The following is a 17,551-nucleotide window of genomic DNA, read 5'->3' as shown; positions in this document are numbered from 1 at the left end:
GCCCCCGAAACGCAACCTTGCCTCATTGCGCCGCCATCTCCCGGCCGGCGCCTAGCAGCTCTTCGGTCAGGCCCTGCAGCGCCATCGCGGCCGCGCCCCTGGCCCAGACCATGTCGCCCCAGGCGTGGATCTCCATCCGGGGCGACGCGCGGCCGGTGTCCACCATCATCGTTCGCATCTCCTCCAGCGTCTCGCCGGCATACAGGTAATCGTAGCGCATCCGTTCTCCGGACAGGATGATCATCTCGGGATCGAAGAGGTTCGCGACATTGGCCAGCGCCAGCGCAAGATAGCGCCCGGCGCGGCGAAAGATCGCCTGCGCGGCGGCGTCACCGGCGCGGGCCCGCTCGAACAGGCTGTCGAGCAGCATGTTGACCGACAGCGTCTCGATATCCGGCAGGTTAAGCGCCGTCCGCGCCTCGCGCACCAGCGCGTAATCGGCCAGGTAGGCCTCGAGGCAGCCACGCTGTCCGCAGCGGCACAGCGCGCCATCCAGGTGCACCTTGGTATGGCCCAGCTCCATCCCCATGCCATGCGCACCACGGTAAAGCCTGTGATTGATGACGAACCCCATGCCCACGCCGTGCTCGATCGTCACCACGGCGAAATCCGACACCTCGCGCCCGGCGCCGAACCACAGCTCGGCTAGGGTCAGCAGGTTGGCATCGTTGTCGATCCGGATCGGCAGGCCCAGCCGCGCCTGCAGCGCCGCGGCAAGATCGACGTCCCGGGTCTCGAGCAAGGGCGACCAGCGCAGGATCGAACTTTGCCGGTCCACGAAGCCGGGCACGCCGAGCGCGAGGCCACTCAGCCCGGCGGGGTCCAGGCCCAGCTCGGCGCAGGTGCGGCGCATGAGCGTCTCGACCGCATCGACCATCGCATCAAGCGACATGCGCCCGGGGCGGCGGGGCAGGACGGCGCTGGTCAGGACCTTCCCGGACAGATCGGCGATCACCGCCGTGTGCTGCAGGTCCGACAGTTTCAGCCCCATCACGTGATGCGCCCCGGCGCGCACCTGAAGCGCCACGGCCGGACGCCCGCGTGCCGGTTCGCCGTCGCGCCGGTCATGCACCTCTTCCAGCAGTCCGGCCTCGATCAGCTCGGAGGTCAGCGTGGTCACCGTGGCGGGGCTGACGCGCAGGTCACGGGCAACCTGCACCCGCGGCACCTCGCCCAGGGCGCGCACGTGTTCGAACACCTGCTGGCGCAGCGGCCGGTGAGCCGAGGCAACCGGCTGCATGAGAGGGCCGCAACCCTTGATGTCCTCGCCGTCCTGCATCCTGGGGCCTGAATCCTGGGGCTGTCCCGGTGTTGAGTTTCTGGCGGCCGGTTTCCTTCACCGGCCTGACGAATACCGCCGGCCTGAACATGTTTCGGTGAAGGGCGCGGCACTCCCGAGCCCGCTCCTCCAATATTCAGGCTGACGGATAATCTGCCCACCGAATATTACTTTGACAACTAAAAATATTGGCGACAGTGTTGCTCCGCGCCGGCGAGTCAACTCGGTCGGGCCCCACCATTGGGCAATATGGGAGGACATAATGTACAAGACCTTGCTGGCCACTGCGGCCATGACACTCGGGCTTGCGGCTGCGGCATCGGCCCAGACCGTGGGCGTATCCTGGTCCAACTTCCAGGAGGAGCGCTGGAAGACGGACGAGGCGGCGATCAAGTCGGCGCTGGAGGCGGCCGGGGCGACCTATGTGTCGGCCGATGCGCAATCCTCGTCGTCCAAGCAGCTGTCGGATGTTGAATCGCTGATGGCGCAGGGCGTCGACGCGCTGATCATCCTCGCGCAGGACACCCAGGCGATCATCCCCGCCGTGCAGGCCGCCGCGAACGAAGGCGTGCCGGTCATCGCCTATGACCGCCTGATCGAGGACGACCGCGCCTTCTACCTGACCTTCGACAACGTCGAGGTCGGCCGCATGCAGGCCCGCGCCGTGTTCGAAGCGCAGCCCACCGGCAATTACGTGATGATCAAGGGCTCGCCCACCGATCCCAACGCGGATTTCCTGCGTGGCGGCCAGCAGGAGATCCTGCAGGAGGCGATCGACGCCGGTGACATCACCATCGTGGGCGAGGCCTATACCGATGGCTGGCTGCCCGCCAACGCGCAGCGCAACATGGAACAGATCCTGACCGCCAACGACAACGAGGTCGACGCGGTCGTCGCCTCGAACGACGGCACCGCCGGCGGCGCCGTGGCCGCGCTGACCGCGCAGGGCATGGACGGCATCCCGGTCTCGGGACAGGACGGCGACCACGCCGCGCTGAACCGCGTGGCCCGCGGCACCCAGACCGTGTCGGTCTGGAAGGACGCGCGCGAGCTGGGCAAGGCGGCGGGCGAGATCGCCGTGCAACTGGCCAGCGGCACCGCCATGAGCGACATCGAGGGCGCGGAGCAATGGACCTCGCCGGCCGGCACGACGCTCTGGGCGGAATTCCTCGAGCCGATCCCGGTGACGGCCGACAATCTCACGGTCGTGGTCGATGCCGGCTGGATCGAGAAGGACGCGCTTTGCCAGGGTGTGACCGACGGGCCGGCCCCCTGCAACTGATGCGATAGTCCGGTGCCCCGGGGCAGGTCCCCCGGGACAGGATTGACCCGATTGCCCCGCCGCCCGATACTGGAGCGGCGGGGCAGCTTCCGCACTCAAAATCCGAGGTCATCATGGCAGAGGCCAGCGCCTCCGATCCGTCGACCGGTCGCAAGAACATATTCCAGACGCTCGAGTTCGATACACGCCTGCTGGGCATGATCGGGGCTTTCGTGCTTGTCTGCATCGTCTTCAACGTGCTGACCGACGGGCGTTTCCTGACACCGCGCAACATCTTCAACCTGACGATCCAGACCGTGAGCGTGGCCATCATGGCCACCGGGATGGTCTTTGTCATCGTCACCCGCCATATCGACCTGAGCGTCGGCTCGCTGCTGGCGACCTGCTCGGCGATGATGGCGGTCACGCAGACGCAATTCCTTCCGGGCATCGGGCTGGACTACGGCAGCCCGCTGGTGGCGCCGGTGGCGATCCTGGTGGGGCTGCTGACCGGGCTGGTCATCGGCTCGTTCCAGGGCTGGCTGATCGGCTACCTGACCATCCCCGCCTTCATCGTGACGCTGGGCGGCCTGCTGGTCTGGCGCAACGTGGCCTGGTACCTGACCAGCGGCCAGACGATCGGGCCACTGGATGACACGTTCCAGATGCTGGGCGGGATCGGCGGCACCATGGGCGAGACGGCCAGCTGGATCACCGGCATCATCGCAATCCTTGCCGCCTGGATCGCCATCTGGCAGGCCCGGCGCGCCCGCATCCGCCACGAGTTCCCGGTGAAGCCGGTCTGGGCCGAGGCGGTGCTGATGGGCATCTCGGCCGCCCTGATCGCCGGTTTCGTGGCCACGCTGAACGCCTACGACGTGCCGACCCGCGTGCTGCAGCGCAGTTTCGAGGCGCGGGGCGAGGTCATGCCCGAGGGCTATACCGAGGGCTACGGCATTCCCTATTCGGTGCTGCTGCTGATCGCGGTGGCGGTGGTGATGACACTGGTCGCCCGCCGCACGCGGCTGGGCCGCTACATCTTTGCCGCCGGGGGCAACCCGGACGCGGCAGAGCTGTCGGGGATCAACACGCGGCTTCTGACGGTCAAGGTCTTTGCCATCATGGGCGTGCTCTGCGGCCTCGCGGGGCTGGTGGCCTCGGCGCGGCTGTCGTTCCATTCCAATGATATCGGCACGCTGGACGAGCTGCGGGTGATCGCGGCGGCGGTGATCGGCGGCACGGCACTGGCCGGGGGGGTGGGCACGATCTACGGCGCCATCCTTGGCGCGCTGATCATGCAGTCGCTGCAATCGGGCATGGCCATGGTGGGCGTGGACGCGCCATTCCAGAACATCGTCGTGGGCGCCGTGCTGGTGCTGGCGGTGCTCGTGGACATCATCTATCGGCGACGGACGGGAGACACGTGATAATGTTGAATTCGATCCTGTCCGGCCCTGTTAACTTCGGTGGCCTTCCCAGCACAACCAGCGCGCATGCGCCATGCCCGACCTCCCCCCCGGGAGGGCATTTGGAGATGGGCCGTCAGCCCTTGCGACAATGGGGCTTTGTAGCGGAACCGATCCGCTTGCGGCATGGCCCACCCGAGGTCGGGCATGGCGCATGCGCGCACTCCGGCTGCAAGGCCGGCTCCACGCACATGGGAGACACGTGATGATCGACAGAACCGGAACCCCGCTGGTCGAGATGCGCGACGTCTCGGTCGCCTTCGGCGGCGTCAAGGCGGTGGATCATGTCAGCGTCGACCTTCATCCCGGCGAGGTCGTGGGCCTTCTGGGCCATAACGGCGCGGGCAAGTCGACCCTGATCAAGTGCCTCTCGGGCGCCTACAGGATGGATGCCGGCGAGATCCTGATCGACGGCGAGAAGGTCGAGATCCACAACCCCCGCGACGCCCGCCGCTACAACATCGAGACGATCTACCAGACCCTCGCGCTGGCCGACAATCTCGACGCCGCCTCGAACCTGTTCCTCGGCCGCGAGCTGGTGACGCCCGCGGGGTTCGTCGACGACGCGCGGATGGAGGCCGAGACCCGCAAGATCATGGGCCGGCTCAACCCGAATTTCCGCAAGTTCCAGGATCCGGTCAAGGCGCTCTCGGGCGGGCAGCGGCAATCCGTGGCCATCGCCCGCGCGGTCTATTTCAACGCGCGCATCCTGATCATGGACGAGCCCACCGCCGCCCTTGGCCCGCAGGAAACCCAGATGGTCGCCGAGCTGATCCAGCAGCTCAAGGCGCAGGGGATCGGGATCTTCCTGATCGAGCATGACGTGCACAGCGTGATGCAGCTTTGCGACCGGGCCTCGGTGATGAAGAACGGCAAGCTGGTCGGGACCGTCAACGTGGACGAGGTGACCGACGAGGACATCCTGGGGATGATCATCCTGGGCAAGCAGCCGGGCGGCTGAACCGTCCACCGGGGGACAAAAGGCACGCCGGACACCTGCCGGACCGGGCCACTTGGGGGCCCGGCGATGGCCTTGGGCCGCCGGTCTGGACAGCCGTCGGGACGGCGCGTCGCAGACGCCCGGGCACGCCGCCGGCGGGACAAGACGAGCCTTGCAACGACGTGGGAAACGGGTGCCTTCGGCGGCCGTGGCGGCGGCCTCAGGCTGTGCCCGGATGGCAGGGTTTCCCTTTGGTTGCATGAGGTTGGATATCGTGCAGCCGATCGGAGACGTCATTGGGGGCCGGATGCAATGCCGGCCCATTCGCCCTGATCTTCCTGTGCGGTCATTCAGGTGCGCGACTTCAGCTTTAGGTACACATTCCGGTCACTATTGCGACTTGATAGGGTTAACATTTCCGGGCGGGGACCGCGTTCCGCCGTTGACTTGTGCGCCCTGCCAAATCCATAAACCATGTCAGGACACATTGTTTTGATCCTGCAACGGCAGATATTCTTTAGGGGCATAAGATGGCGCTCGGTACTCAGATTTACCTTTATGATCCGGCGACGGACGGTTTCACGGAACTCACCGCAGGCGTTGGCGCAGGCTTTGGCGACCCGGCCAACAAATACGCCTGGAGCATGTACACCTGGGACGGCGACGGCGATGGCGTCGAGGAACTCTATGTCGGCACCTGGAATGCCAAGGCCGACATTTCGGGCGCCCTCGGCTTCGCCATTCGCGCGCTCTACGTCGAGGGCGGCAACGTGCCGCTCGACGGGCCGGGTCTGCAGGACTTTTCCTCGCCGCTGAACTCCAACGGCGGCCAGGTCTGGCGCTACGATTTCGAGGATGAGAGCTGGGAGTCGGTTCTCGACGCCTCGCATCCCGAGCTCAGCCGTGGCGACGTGGGGTTCCGCGAGATCATCGAGTTCGACGGCAAGCTTTATGCCACCACCGCGCGGCCGGGCAACGTCAGCGCGGAAACGGTGAAGATGTTCGTCTCGGAAGACGGCGAAAGCTGGGAGCGCGTCTACGGCGGCGTGATGGACCCGTCGCTGGGCCACAATTCCGTCCGGACCATGAAGGTGGTGGACAACGGCCAGGGCGAAGACGTGCTGATGATGGCCACGTCGAACTACGGCGCGCCGAGCGAGATCTGGACCTATGCCAGCGACGGCACCTGGACCAAGATCGGTGAGGTCGATGACGCGACCATCTCGGCTCTCTTCGTCGACGATGAAGGCGACATCTACGCCACCACCTGGACCGACTACAACATGTACAAGGTCGACCAGTCGCAGGCCGGCACCCCCGGCGCGATGGAGCGCGTGACGCCCAACGTCGACCTGGACACCGGCCCGGGCTATGATCAGGGCATCATCGAGATCCAGTATTTCGACGGCTGGTACTATGTCGGCAGCGCCAACTACAGCGGCAACCACCTGATCCGCAGCCAGGACCTGGACGATCCCGACAGCTGGGAGGTCATCACCACCGACGGCTTCTACACCTACGGCGAGGACCGGGGCGAGGTGGCCCTGGAACAGGAGCTGCGCGACTTCGGCCACAACAGGTCGGAATACATGTGGCAAATGTACGAGCTGGACGGCTACCTCTACATCGGCACCTTCACGGGTGGCCGCGGCGGGCTGCTGCGTCTGCCGGCCGGTTCGGAAGACGGCCGCGACTGGGAGCTGGTCGAGGAAGCCTATGTCGAGGACGAGGCCTATGGCATACGCACCATGGCGCCGATCGCCCTTGACGAAAACGGCATCCCGACGGACGGCGACGCCACGCACATGGTGCTGGGCACCGCGAACTACTATGCCGCTCCGGTGCCCGAGCAGCTGGTCCCGGACTTCCGCGACTGGTACCTGGGCCGCCGCGGCGATGACGATGTGACGGGCGATTTCGCCGACAACGTGATCCTGGGCTTCAAGGGCGACGACGTGCTGCGCGGCTCGGCCGGCAACGACTATATCGCCGGCGACGCGGGCCTGCCGAAGAACACCGGCAATGACACGATCTTTGGCGGTCATGGCGACGACGTGATCGGCGGCAACCGCGGCAATGACACGCTGTACGGCGAAGACGGCGAGGACCTGGTGATCGGTGGTTTCGGCGCCGACGAGCTGCACGGCGGAGCCGGCAACGACACGCTGGTCGGCGATTTCGTGGCCGACGAACTGATCGCGCCGCTGCTGAACCAGTTCGGTCTGCCCTGGCCTCCGAATGTCGCGGGAGGTGACCCGGTGCTTGAGGCGTTCGCATTCATCTACACGTGGCGTGAGGACGTGAAGGCCCAGATCAAGGAGACCCTGGGCGAGACCGCGTACAACCGGCTTATGGACGCGTCGGGACGCAACGACGACCTGATGTACGGCGGAGCGGGCAGCGACGTTGCCTCCGGCGGCGAAGGGAAGGACCAATTCTACGGCGGGATCGGCAACGACATCGGCTTCGGCGGGTCTGGCGCGGACAAGCTCTTTGGCGAGGCCGGCGACGACTTTCTGTTCGGCGAACAGGGCAACGACCTGCTGGATGGCGGCACCGGCGATGACTTCCTGCAGGGCGGCCCGGGCAACGACCGCTACCGCGGTGGCGCCGGCGCTGATGAATTCAACATGAGCGACGTGCATGTCGAAATGGCCAATCGGCGGCTGGCACCGGAAGATCGGGATCCGATCATCAGTGGCCGCAACGTGATCCTCGATTTCGAGGACGGCGTGGACGTGATCGGCCTGGGCGGGATCCCGATCAACCCGGGCACCTTCGCCGATGATCTGGACGCAGCCACCAGCCGCGCAGGCTTCCGCAATACCCTGATCGACCTCGACGAGCTGGGCGGCGACGGCTCTGTCCTGCTGATCGGCGTACGCCCGAACGAGATCGACGTGTCGGATTTCACCAGCTGGTACCTGGCCTGACGATCTGCCGTCCCAATCGAGATCACGAAACGCCCCGCCGGACCGGCGGGGCGTTTTGCGTCTGGCGCCCCGGTGGGCGGGACGGATGCGGCACGGGCCCGGACAGGTCCGGACGGTCAAAGCCAGTTTGACCCGGCGGGGCCACCGGCTACACTGCGGGCATGACCAACAGATCCTCCGGCGTTGCCATCCCCTTCGATGCCAGCGCGCGCCCTGAACAGCGGAAGAACGAATCCATCGCGGACTGGCTGGGCCGACAGATCGTGGCCGGCGTCTACGACATCGGCGAGCCGATCCCGAAGGAGATGGATTTCATCGCCGAGTCGGGTGTCTCTCGGGGGGCCTACCGCGAGGCGCTGCGCCGGGTCGCGGCCAAGGGCATGGTCATCACCCGGACCCGCAGCGGGTCCCGCGTGGCGCCGCGGGAAAAATGGTCGCTGCTGGATCCGGACGTGGTGCGCTGGAGCTTCGAGAGCGGCGTGCCGCCGGACTGGTACATCCGGTCGCTCTACGAGATGCGGGCGATGATCGAACCCCCCGCCGCCGCCTTTGCCGCCGAGCGCCGGACCGAGGCGGACATGCAGCTGTTCAGCGAAGCGCTGACGGCGATGCGCTATTGCGAGATGACCGAGGACAGCTGGCACCACGCGGATGCAAGCTTTCACCGGGCGATCCTGATCGCCTCGCATAACCCGGTGCTGCTGTCGCTTGAGGCGGGGATCTGCGCGGCGGTGGCCTACACGACGGCCTTCCGCTACCGCGACATGCCCAACCCGCATACGCGCAACCCGGTGAACGAACATGCCGCCGTGTTCGAGAGGATCCAGGCGCAGGATGCGGTGGGTGCGCGCCGGCTGATGACCGAGCTGGTGGATACCGCGTTGCTGGACAGCAAGGGGACGACGGTCTTCGACCTGGGGCTTCCGACGCTGAAGGTGTGAGCCTGTACAGCGGGAGCCGGGCGAACGCCTGCCCGTGGGGTGGCGCCGCTGCCCTCCGTGGTCTTCGGTTTATCGACGTCATTTGTCTCTGAAGTGGATGCGGGTGCGCGCGGATGACAAAGCGCCAGCCCGCCGGGACGGGCAGGCGCTCGCCCGGCGCCTTCGGCTTGATTCCGGGCGGGGCGGCGCATTGCCCGAAAGCAAGAACGCAAGACGGAGCTGCGCGAGGGACGACCCACGCAAGAACGCCCCGGTGGAAGGCAACCGGGGCGTTTCGGGGCAGGGGCGTCGGAGGCACCTAGCCCTTGACGCCTGACGAGATCATCACCGCCTCGGTCACGCGTTTCTGGAAGATCAGGTAGGCGATCACCACCGGGGCCGCCGCCAGCAGCGCCACCGACATGATCCGCGCATAGGCCACGCCGAAGGCGTCGTTGACCTGGGTGATGCCGACGGGGATCGTCATCATGTCCTCGGTCGTGATCACCAGGAAGGGCCACAGGAAGGCGTTCCACGACATGATGAAGGTGATGATCCCCAGCGCCGTGGTGATGCCCCAGTTCAGCGGCAGGAACACCTTGAACAGCAGCGTGTAATCCCCGCCGCCATCCAGCACCACGGCTTCCTTCATCTCCTTCGGGACCGCGTCGAAGAACTGCTTGTAGACGATGATCACCACCGGCACGACCAGCTGCGGCAGGATGATCCCGCCCCAGCGGTTGATCAGGCCCAGGTCGTTCATCAGCACGAACTGCGGCACCACCAGCGCCTGCGCCGGGACCATGAAGCTGGCCAGCACCACCAGGTACAACGCCTTGCGGCCGGGAAATTCCATCTGGCTCAGCGCATAGGCGCACATCATGCCGGTCAGCAGAACCACAAAGGTGATGATCACCGAGGTGCCGATGGAATTGATGTACCAGTCGATCAGCGAGGTGTTGAACAGCGCGTCGATATAAGAGCTCAGGTTGAACTCGTCCGGGATCAGCCCGGCCTCGTCCGAGACGACGCGGCTTTCGGTCCGGATCGAGGTGGCGAAGGCCCAGTAGAGCGGGAAGATCCACAAAAGCCCGGCAAAAAGCGTGATGCAGGTGAGCGAGATGTTCTCGAGACGTCGCATCGGGTTCATCACTTGCGCCCTCCGACTCGCAGGACCTGGAATTGCAGGACCGAGACGACCACGATCAGCAGGAACAGCACCAGCGATATCGCCGCGGCATAGCCGCCGTTGTTCAGCTGGAACGCCTCACGGTAGACCATCAGCAGCAGCACGTAGCTGGAATTGAACGGCCCGCCTTCGGACAGCAGGTAGATCTGGTCGAAGATCTTCAGCTGAAGGATCAGCTGCAGCGTCAGCACCAGAGCGGTCACCGGCCAGAGCAGCGGCCAGGTCACGCGGAAGAACAACTGCCGCGAGGTCGCGCCATCCAGCCGCGCGGCCTCATAAAGCTCCTCGGGGATGTTGCGCAGACCGGCGATGAAGAGCAGCACGTTGAACCCGTTGGTCCACCAGATGGTCACCACCGCGACGGCAGGCATGACCCAGAACGGGTTCTTGAAGACCGGCACCGGCTTGCCGGTGAAGAATTCGATGACGGGCTGCAGGATGCCGAACTGGAAATCCAGCATCCAGGCCCAGATCTGCGTGACGACCGAAACCGGCAGCACGTAGGGCATGAAGAACATCACCAGCGCCAGCGCCTGCATCCGCCCCGACAGCCGGTTCACCGCCAGCGCGATCAGCAGCGCGATCACCGTGGTCGGCACCACTGTCAGCAGGACGAAATAGCCGTTGTTCTTCAGCGAGGTATAGAACAGGCGGTCGGAAAACAGCTTTTCGTAGTTGGCCAGGCCGACCCAGTTGCCACTGCCGATCAGCGGCGCGTCGGTGAAGCTGAGGCGCACGACCTCGATCACCGGGTAGGCGAAGACCAGGGCAAAGATCGCCACGAAGGGCAACACCAGAGTATAGGCCACCAGCCTGTGCCGCGAACGGTTTCGGATCATCGACAACGTGCGTGCCCTCCCTTCGATATCGGGGGCCCTTGGTCAGGGCCCCCGGATCTTCCTCAGTTCATGCGGCTTTCAAGTTCGCTTTTCATCTGGGCGACGGCATCCTCGGGCGAGAGGTAGCCGTGGATCGCCGGCGAGATGATGTTCTGCGCCGCATCATAGGCGGGCGAGGCGACACCGGCGACTTCGCTGCGCGGGTCGTAGGTCGCCTTGTCGGCAAGCGTGGAATAGGTGGCGTTGGGCTCCATCACCTTGAATTCCTCGCTTTCGGCGACGGGCTTGTAGGCGGGGATGTGGCCCGCGTCGGCCCACTGGATCGCGTGCTTCTCCATCCAGCCGATCACTTCCATGACGGCGGCGCGCTTCTCGGGATCCATTTCCTCGTCGCCCTGCACCGGGATCGCCCAGGCGTGGCTGTCGGCCCATGTGGTCTGGCTGTCCATCAGCTGCGGGATCTCGACCGCGCCCCATTCGAAGCCCAGCTCGCCATTGGCGGCCAGGTCGTTCATCGTCGGCACTTCCCAGACACCGTTCATCTGGAAGGCGCTCTTGCCCGATGTGAACAGGGCCACCGACGCCTCGTAAAGCGCCTGTTCCGGCTGCCAGCCTTCGTCGTGCCACTTGGTCATGATTTCCACGGCGTTCACGGCCTTGTCCATGCTGTCGCCCGGCAGCACCTCCCCGTCGTCCGAGATCAGCGTGCCGCCCTGTTGCGACAGCAGCGTGTAGAAGACGCGGAAGACGCCGCCGTCATCGCCGGTGGCGTAGGTGACCGGGCTCTCGGCGCCGTTTTCCTTGGCCGTGGCCAGGGCTTCCTCGAAATCGGCAAGGCTGGAGATGCCGGTCAGCTCGCCATTGTCGTCCAGAAAGCGCGTCCCTTCGAGGTAGGACTTGTTGTAGTAGAGCACGATCGAGTGGATATCGAAGGGCACGGCATAAAGGGTGCCGTCCGGGCCCTTGGCCGAGTCCAGCGCGCCGGCAAAGAAGTCATCCTCGCTGATGCCGCCGGCCTCGAGGTCCTCGGCGGTGATCGGGGTCAGAACGCCCTCTGCCAGGCCCAGGGGCATGCGCGACAGGTGATAGGTCATCAGGTCGGGCCCCTGGCCCACGGCGGCCGAGGTGCGGATCTTGGTGTAGAACGGCACGCCCCATTCCAGGGTGGTCGCCTCGATCTCGATGTCGTCGTGTTCCTCGTTGAACTGGTCGATCAGCGCCTTCATGCGCACGCCGTCGCCGCCGGCAAAGAAATCCCACCACGTTACGGTCTGCTGCGCGAAGGCAGGTGCGGCCAGGCCCGCGATCACCGCGATGGCCGAGGCGCGTGCCAGTGTCTTCAGTCTCATGTTGGTCTTCCTCCTATGACCGGGTCGCGCGATGCGCGCATCCCCTCCCTGATGGCCTGCTCTTCGGCAGGCCTAACGAAGCCTCTCGCCCTTGGGCGTGAAGGCGAATACCTTGTCTGGCGCGGCGCCCAGGTGCAGCTTCTGGCCCTCCAGCCGGTCGCGGCTGCCGCGGCGTTCAAAGACGATGTCGGCGCCGGATGCGGCGCGGGCGTGGACGTAGGAATTGCCACCCAGCTCCTCGGCCACCTCGACCGTCACCGGCAGGCCGCCGGTCTCCACCGGTTCCAGATGCTCGGGCCGCACCCCCAGGACGATCTGCGCGCCCTCGGCCGGCTTCGGCCCGGTCAGCTGCGCCGTCAGCTCGCCATCCTCGGACCGGCCGGTGACGGTGGTGTCGTCGCTGGCGGTCACGGTCGCCTCGATGAAATTCATCGCCGGAGAGCCGATGAACCCGGCCACGAAACGGTTGTCCGGATCATCGTAGAGCGCCAGCGGCCGCCCCGCCTGCATCACGTGGCCGCCCTTCAGCACGAAGATGTCGTCGGCCAGGGTCATCGCCTCGACCTGGTCATGGGTGACGTAGATCATCGTCGCGCCGATCTGGTTGTGCAGACGCGTCAGCTCCAGCCGCATCTGCACCCGCAGTTCGGCATCGAGGTTCGACAGCGGCTCGTCGAACAGGAACACGTCCGGCTCGCGCACGATGGCCCGGCCAATGGCGACCCGCTGCCGCTGGCCGCCCGACAGCGCCGAGGGCTTCTTGTCCAGGTGATCGGTCAACTGCAGGATCCGCGCCGCCTCGCGCACCTTTTCCTCGCGCTCGTGGCGCGGGGCGCGGGCAAGGCGCAGGGAAAACCCCATGTTCTCGGCGACCGACAGGTGCGGATACAGCGCGTAGGACTGGAACACCATGGCGACGCCGCGCTTGGCCGGTTCCACCTGCGTCACGTCGCGGCCGCCGATCTCGATCCGGCCGCCGCTGCTTTCTTCCAGCCCCGCAATCATCCGCAAGAGCGTGGACTTGCCGCAGCCCGAAGGGCCGACGAAGACGCCGAATTCTCCCTTCGGCACCTCCAGCGAGACATCCTTGATGACGTCATGCGCCCCGAAGGATTTCCTGACATTGCTCAGCTTGACGCCTGACATGGCTTACACCTTCAGCCGCACCACGTGGTAGGACAGCGGCGCCAGCGCGCCACCCAGCGTTCCGTCCTCGACGGCAACGCCCTGGCCCTTCACCGGTGCGATCGGCTCGGAGCCGGGTCCGTTGGTGGCCCGCAGATCGTGGCCCTCGATCACCTGGTGGTCGATCAGCGTGGCCGCCTCGAACCCTGTCAACGCAAGACGCAGGTCCGCGGTTTCATCCAGGTGCCGGTTCACGATGAAAAGCGAAACGGTCCCGGCCTGTTCGTCATGCGTGGCCGCCACGTCGAGATAATCGACGTCATCGGCCACCGTGCAATTGTAGGTCGGCCCGTCGACCGAGACCCGCAGCGCCGTGCCACGACCATACAGCGAGGCCATCTGGTAAGGCCAGTAGATCGACTGCCGCCAGGCCGGACCGTCGGCTTCGGCGCGGATCGGGGCGATCACGTTCACCAGCTGCGCGATACAGGCGATCTTCACCCGGTCGGAGCGGCGGATGAACTCGTTCAGCAGGCAGCCGATGAAGAGCGCATCCTCGAAGTTGTAATCCTCTTCCAGCAGGGCGGGCGCCTCGGGCCAGTCCCAGCTTTTCCAGTTCTCGGAATCCTGCGCGCGCTTGTGATACCAGACGTTCCATTCGTCGAAGCAGATATAGACGTCGTTCTTGGCCCGCTTCTTCGCCTTCACGAAGTCGATCACGCCGGCGATCGCCTGGATGTAGCGGCCGGTCTCTTCGACCTTGCCGAAGAAGTTCAGCGTGTCGCGCGAGGAATTGCCGAAATACTTGTGAAGCGAGATGTAGTCGACATTCTCGTAGCATTCCTCGAGCACGCCGCGTTCCCAGTCGGGGTAGGTCGGCATCTCGTCGTTGGACGATCCGCAGACGATCATCTCGGCTCCCGGTGTCAGCTGGCGCAGGGCCTTGGCGGTCTCGTCGGCGAGGCGGCCGTATTCCTTGGCCTCCTTGTGGCCGATCTGCCAGGGGCCGTCCATCTCGTTGCCCAGGCACCACATCTTCACGTTGTAAGGCGCCTCGACCCCGTGGCTGCGGCGAAGGTCGGACCAGTAGGTGCCCGAGGGATGGTTGACGTATTCCATGAAATTGCGCGCATCCGAGATCCCGCGCGAGCCCAAGTTTACCGCCAGCATCATGTCCAGCCCAAGCTCTTCGGCCCAGACTGCGAATTCGTTGATCCCGACCTGGTTGCTCTCCTTGCTGCGCCAGGCGAGGTCGAGCCGCACGGGGCGGTCTTCCTTCGGGCCGATGCCGTCTTCCCAGTTGTAGGCCGAGACGAAGTTGCCCCCGGGATAGCGGATCGCCGGGATGTTCAGGTCGCGCACCATTTGCGCCACGTCGCGGCGGAAGCCGTTGGCGTCGGCCTGCGGATGGCCGGGCTCGTAGATGCCCGAGTAGATGGCGCGGCCCATATGCTCGATGAAAGCGGCATAGAGCCGGTCGTCGATCCGGCCGATTTCGAAAGCGCGATGGATCGCGGCATTAACTTTCATCGAATCCCTCCCTTATTTGTCCTACAAATTGATCGACAGGATCATTACCTGTCAACCGCCCCGCGCGGGTTTTCGCGGGGGCGGCCAGGGAGTTGACGTCAAGTTATTGATTTATTTTTGAAAGATTTGGTGGGGCTCAGGAGGCCCAGACCGCGTCCTCGCTGGCAAAGCCTTTCAGTTCGATCGGGTTGCCGGCGGGATCGCGGAAGAACATGGTCCATTGCTCGCCCGGCTGGCCTTCGAACCGGACGGTGGGCGGGATCACGAACTCCACCCCTTCCTCGGTCAGCCGGTCGGCCAGCGGGCGCCAAAGCTCCAGCGGCAGGACCGCGCCAAGGTGCGGCATCGGCACCATGTGATCCCCGACCTTGCCGGTGGTGTCGGTTGCGAAGGGCGCGCCCCGATGCAGCGAGATCTGGTGACCGAAGAAGCTGAAATCCACCCAGCTTTCGGTGCTGCGGCCCCGGCTGCAGCCCAGGACACGTTCGTAGAAATCGGCGGCCTGATCGAGGTCGTCAACGTGATAGGCAAGGTGAAAGAGGGGTTTGAAGGTCATGTGCAGGCTCCCGTTGCAGTGCGCAGAAGGCCCGTGCGCGGCGCGCCGGGCGATGGGGACGTCCTACAGAAGACGTGGCCGGGCGCAAGGCCGGGGCAGGGCGGCCGACGCGGATGCGGGGCGCCTGCGCGCGGCGTCGGGGCACGGGTTGAAAGGAGCCATCGGGACCGGTGGCCAGGTTGCCCGTCGTCCGGGGCGGCGGGTCAGGCCCGCTCGCGGCTCAGCGCGATGACGCGGGGATCCTCGGACCAGAGGTTTTCGACCAGATCGGCGCGGTGGCGCAGCACGGCGCGCTGGTTGAGCGACCCCTTGTCCGTCACCTCGCCCCGGTCGAAGGACAGCGGCGCCTCGAGGAACATCAGCCGGGCGACACGCGTGGCCGAGCCGCTGGCGCGCGCCGCATGGGCGTCCAGCAGCGCGGCGGCGACACGGCGGACCTTTGGATGCGCGAGCAAGGCGAAGCGGTCCAGCCCGTCTTCGCCGACCAGATCGCGCAGCGCGTCCCAGTCGGGCACCACCAGCGCGCCCAACTCTGTATGCCCCTCTCCGGCGATGACCACGTCGCTGGCCAGCCCCTTCAGGTCATCGGTCAGACGCGACCGCAACGGCCCCACCGCAACCCAGGTGCCGGAGGCAAGTTTGAAGTTCTCGGCCAGCCGCCCGTCGAAGATGAACCCTTTCTCGGGCCGGCCCGGTTCGGCCAGGCGCATGGCGTCGCCGAAACAGTAATATCCTTCTTCGTCAAAGGCCTTGGCCGTGATCCCTGGTGCGCGCCAGTAGCCGGGCGTGACCGAGGGGCTGCGGATCCGCGCCTCGTACCTCTCGCCCTGCGGCACCAGTTTCAGCGTCACGCCCGGGGCCGGGATGCCGAGGTTGCCGGCCTTGCTCTGCCGCTCGGTGCACATCAGGGCGAAGGGCCCGGTTTCGGTTGCGCCGAAGCCCGTGCACAGCAATGCCTTGCCCGAGGCGGTGCGTTCGGCGATGCGGGTGATCCTGTCCCACACCGGTTGCGACATGCCGGCGCCCGCATACATCATCACGCGCAGGCGGCGGAAGAACGTCTCGCGCAGCCTGCCGTCGGTTTCCATCGCGTCCAGCAGCATCTGGTAGCCGAGCGGCACGTTGAAATACCAGGTGGGCGAGATCTCGGCCAGGTTGCGGATGGTCTTGCCGATGTCCTGCGGGGTCGGGCGGCCATCGTCGATGTAGAAGGTGCCGCCGTTGTAGAGCACCATGTTGAAGACCTTGTTGCCGCTGGCCGTGTGGTTCCAGGGGGCCCAGTCGATGACGACAGGCGGCTCGGACCGCATGAAGGGATAGCAATTGGCCACCATCTCCTGGTTGGCGCATAGCATTCCGTGGGTCTGGATGACCGCCTTGGGCGATCCGGTGGTGCCGGAGGTGAAGAGGAACTTGGCCACCGTGTCCGGGGTGATCGCGGCATTGGCCAGCCGCACCGCGGTCCCCGGTTTCGCGGCGCAGGCATCGGCGAAATCCACCGTAGTCCGGTCGGGCAGCGCCGAGGTGCAGCTGGCCACCGGGATCGAGTGGTCGAAGGCGGCGTCGATGGCCCGGGCAAAGCGGGGCGCGTCTTCGGCGAAGATCATGCCCGGGGTCAACTGACCGGCGATGTCGCGCAGTTTGCCCAGGTCGTCGGAGCCAAGCGAATAGGCCGGCGCCAGCGCCGCCGACGGCACGCCCACGTGCTGCGCGCCGAGCGCCATCAGCGCATGCGCGGTGCTGTTGCCCGACAGGATCAGCAATGGCCGGTCCGAGCTGAGCCCGTGCGCCAGCAGCGTGGCGCCGATTCCCTCGACGGCGCGGGCCGCATCGGCATAGGTGATTTCGGCCCAGGCGCCGTTGGGCGCGCGTTCGGCGATCCAGACGCGGTTCGGCTGGCTGCGGGCCCAGTGCATCAGCCGGTCGCTCAAGCAACGGGGATAGGGAGCCAGCGGATCGCCACGCCAGACTAGGATCGTGCCGTCCGGACGGGTCTCGCTCAAGACCTCTGGCTGCCAGAAATCGGACACAGTCCGCTCGATCATGTGATCCCTCCCAAAGCTCCCATGTGGAACCATGGTGGCGCAGAGGATGGCATTTGTCTAATCGTAAACCGAATTGGTATCCTGAACGCGATGTCGCGTGGCCGGGGGAAGGCAAGTAA

Annotated in this window: 13 protein-coding genes; 5 read left to right on the top strand and 8 right to left on the bottom strand. The window is 65.8% G+C overall.

Annotation, left to right across the window (positions count from 1 at the left end; genetic code table 11):
* Positions 1–22: 22 nt before the first annotated feature.
* Entirely contained in the window at positions 23–1,279 is a 1,257-nt protein-coding gene (locus ATO3_RS02510) for an ROK family protein (RefSeq protein WP_088648206.1), read from the bottom strand.
* 262 nt (positions 1,280–1,541) lie between these two features.
* Between ATO3_RS02510 and xylF the strand changes: the two genes are divergently transcribed.
* The 5 genes from xylF (at position 1,542) to ATO3_RS02485 (ending at position 8,820) form a co-directional block, all read left to right on the top strand.
* On the top strand, positions 1,542–2,561 hold the full coding sequence (gene xylF, locus ATO3_RS02505) for a D-xylose ABC transporter substrate-binding protein (RefSeq protein ID WP_088648205.1): 1,020 nt from the start codon (positions 1,542–1,544) through the stop codon (positions 2,559–2,561).
* 113 nt (positions 2,562–2,674) lie between these two features.
* Positions 2,675–3,967, top strand: coding sequence for a sugar ABC transporter permease (locus ATO3_RS02500; RefSeq protein WP_088648204.1), 1,293 nt, complete (start codon positions 2,675–2,677; stop codon positions 3,965–3,967).
* A 244-nt stretch (positions 3,968–4,211) separates the two neighbouring features.
* Positions 4,212–4,967, top strand: a complete 756-nt coding sequence (locus ATO3_RS02495; RefSeq protein ID WP_088648203.1) for an ATP-binding cassette domain-containing protein — start codon at positions 4,212–4,214, stop codon at positions 4,965–4,967.
* A gap of 509 nt (positions 4,968–5,476) precedes the next feature.
* On the top strand, positions 5,477–7,879 hold the full coding sequence (locus tag ATO3_RS02490) for a calcium-binding protein (RefSeq protein WP_088648202.1): 2,403 nt from the start codon (positions 5,477–5,479) through the stop codon (positions 7,877–7,879).
* Between the two features lie 161 nt (positions 7,880–8,040).
* Positions 8,041–8,820 (top strand): FadR/GntR family transcriptional regulator, encoded by a 780-nt coding sequence (locus tag ATO3_RS02485; protein WP_088648201.1) that lies wholly within the window; start codon positions 8,041–8,043, stop codon positions 8,818–8,820.
* 298 nt (positions 8,821–9,118) lie between these two features.
* On the opposite strand, the gene ATO3_RS02480 is transcribed toward ATO3_RS02485, so the two are convergent.
* From ATO3_RS02480 to ATO3_RS02450, 7 genes are all read right to left on the bottom strand, one after another.
* Positions 9,119–9,940 carry a carbohydrate ABC transporter permease gene (locus ATO3_RS02480; RefSeq protein ID WP_198963190.1) on the bottom strand — a complete coding sequence of 274 codons (822 nt, stop codon included), beginning with the start codon at positions 9,938–9,940 and terminating at the stop codon, positions 9,119–9,121.
* Between the two features lie 8 nt (positions 9,941–9,948).
* Positions 9,949–10,827, bottom strand: coding sequence for a carbohydrate ABC transporter permease (locus ATO3_RS02475; RefSeq protein ID WP_088648199.1), 879 nt, complete (start codon positions 10,825–10,827; stop codon positions 9,949–9,951).
* 62 nt (positions 10,828–10,889) lie between these two features.
* The gene (locus ATO3_RS02470) at positions 10,890–12,176 is read right to left on the bottom strand and encodes an extracellular solute-binding protein (RefSeq protein WP_088648198.1); all 1,287 of its coding nucleotides are present in this window, start codon (positions 12,174–12,176) and stop codon (positions 10,890–10,892) included.
* A 72-nt stretch (positions 12,177–12,248) separates the two neighbouring features.
* Complete coding sequence (locus tag ATO3_RS02465; protein ID WP_088648197.1) at positions 12,249–13,322, bottom strand: ABC transporter ATP-binding protein; 1,074 nt, start codon at positions 13,320–13,322, stop codon at positions 12,249–12,251.
* 3 nt (positions 13,323–13,325) lie between these two features.
* Complete coding sequence (gene arfA, locus ATO3_RS02460) at positions 13,326–14,831, bottom strand: arabinosylfuranosidase ArfA (RefSeq protein WP_088648196.1); 1,506 nt, start codon at positions 14,829–14,831, stop codon at positions 13,326–13,328.
* Positions 14,832–14,967: 136 nt separating this feature from the next.
* On the bottom strand, positions 14,968–15,387 hold the full coding sequence (locus ATO3_RS02455; protein ID WP_088648195.1) for a VOC family protein: 420 nt from the start codon (positions 15,385–15,387) through the stop codon (positions 14,968–14,970).
* Positions 15,388–15,590: 203 nt separating this feature from the next.
* Positions 15,591–17,432, bottom strand: a complete 1,842-nt coding sequence (locus ATO3_RS02450; RefSeq protein ID WP_088648194.1) for a feruloyl-CoA synthase — start codon at positions 17,430–17,432, stop codon at positions 15,591–15,593.
* Positions 17,433–17,551 lie beyond the last annotated feature (119 nt).

The organism is Marinibacterium profundimaris (assembly GCF_002210095.1).
Classification (GTDB): Bacteria; Pseudomonadota; Alphaproteobacteria; order Rhodobacterales; family Rhodobacteraceae; genus Marinibacterium; species Marinibacterium profundimaris.
The sequence above is the reverse complement of the archived record's forward strand: the minus strand, read 5'-3'. Positions and strand labels throughout refer to the sequence as shown.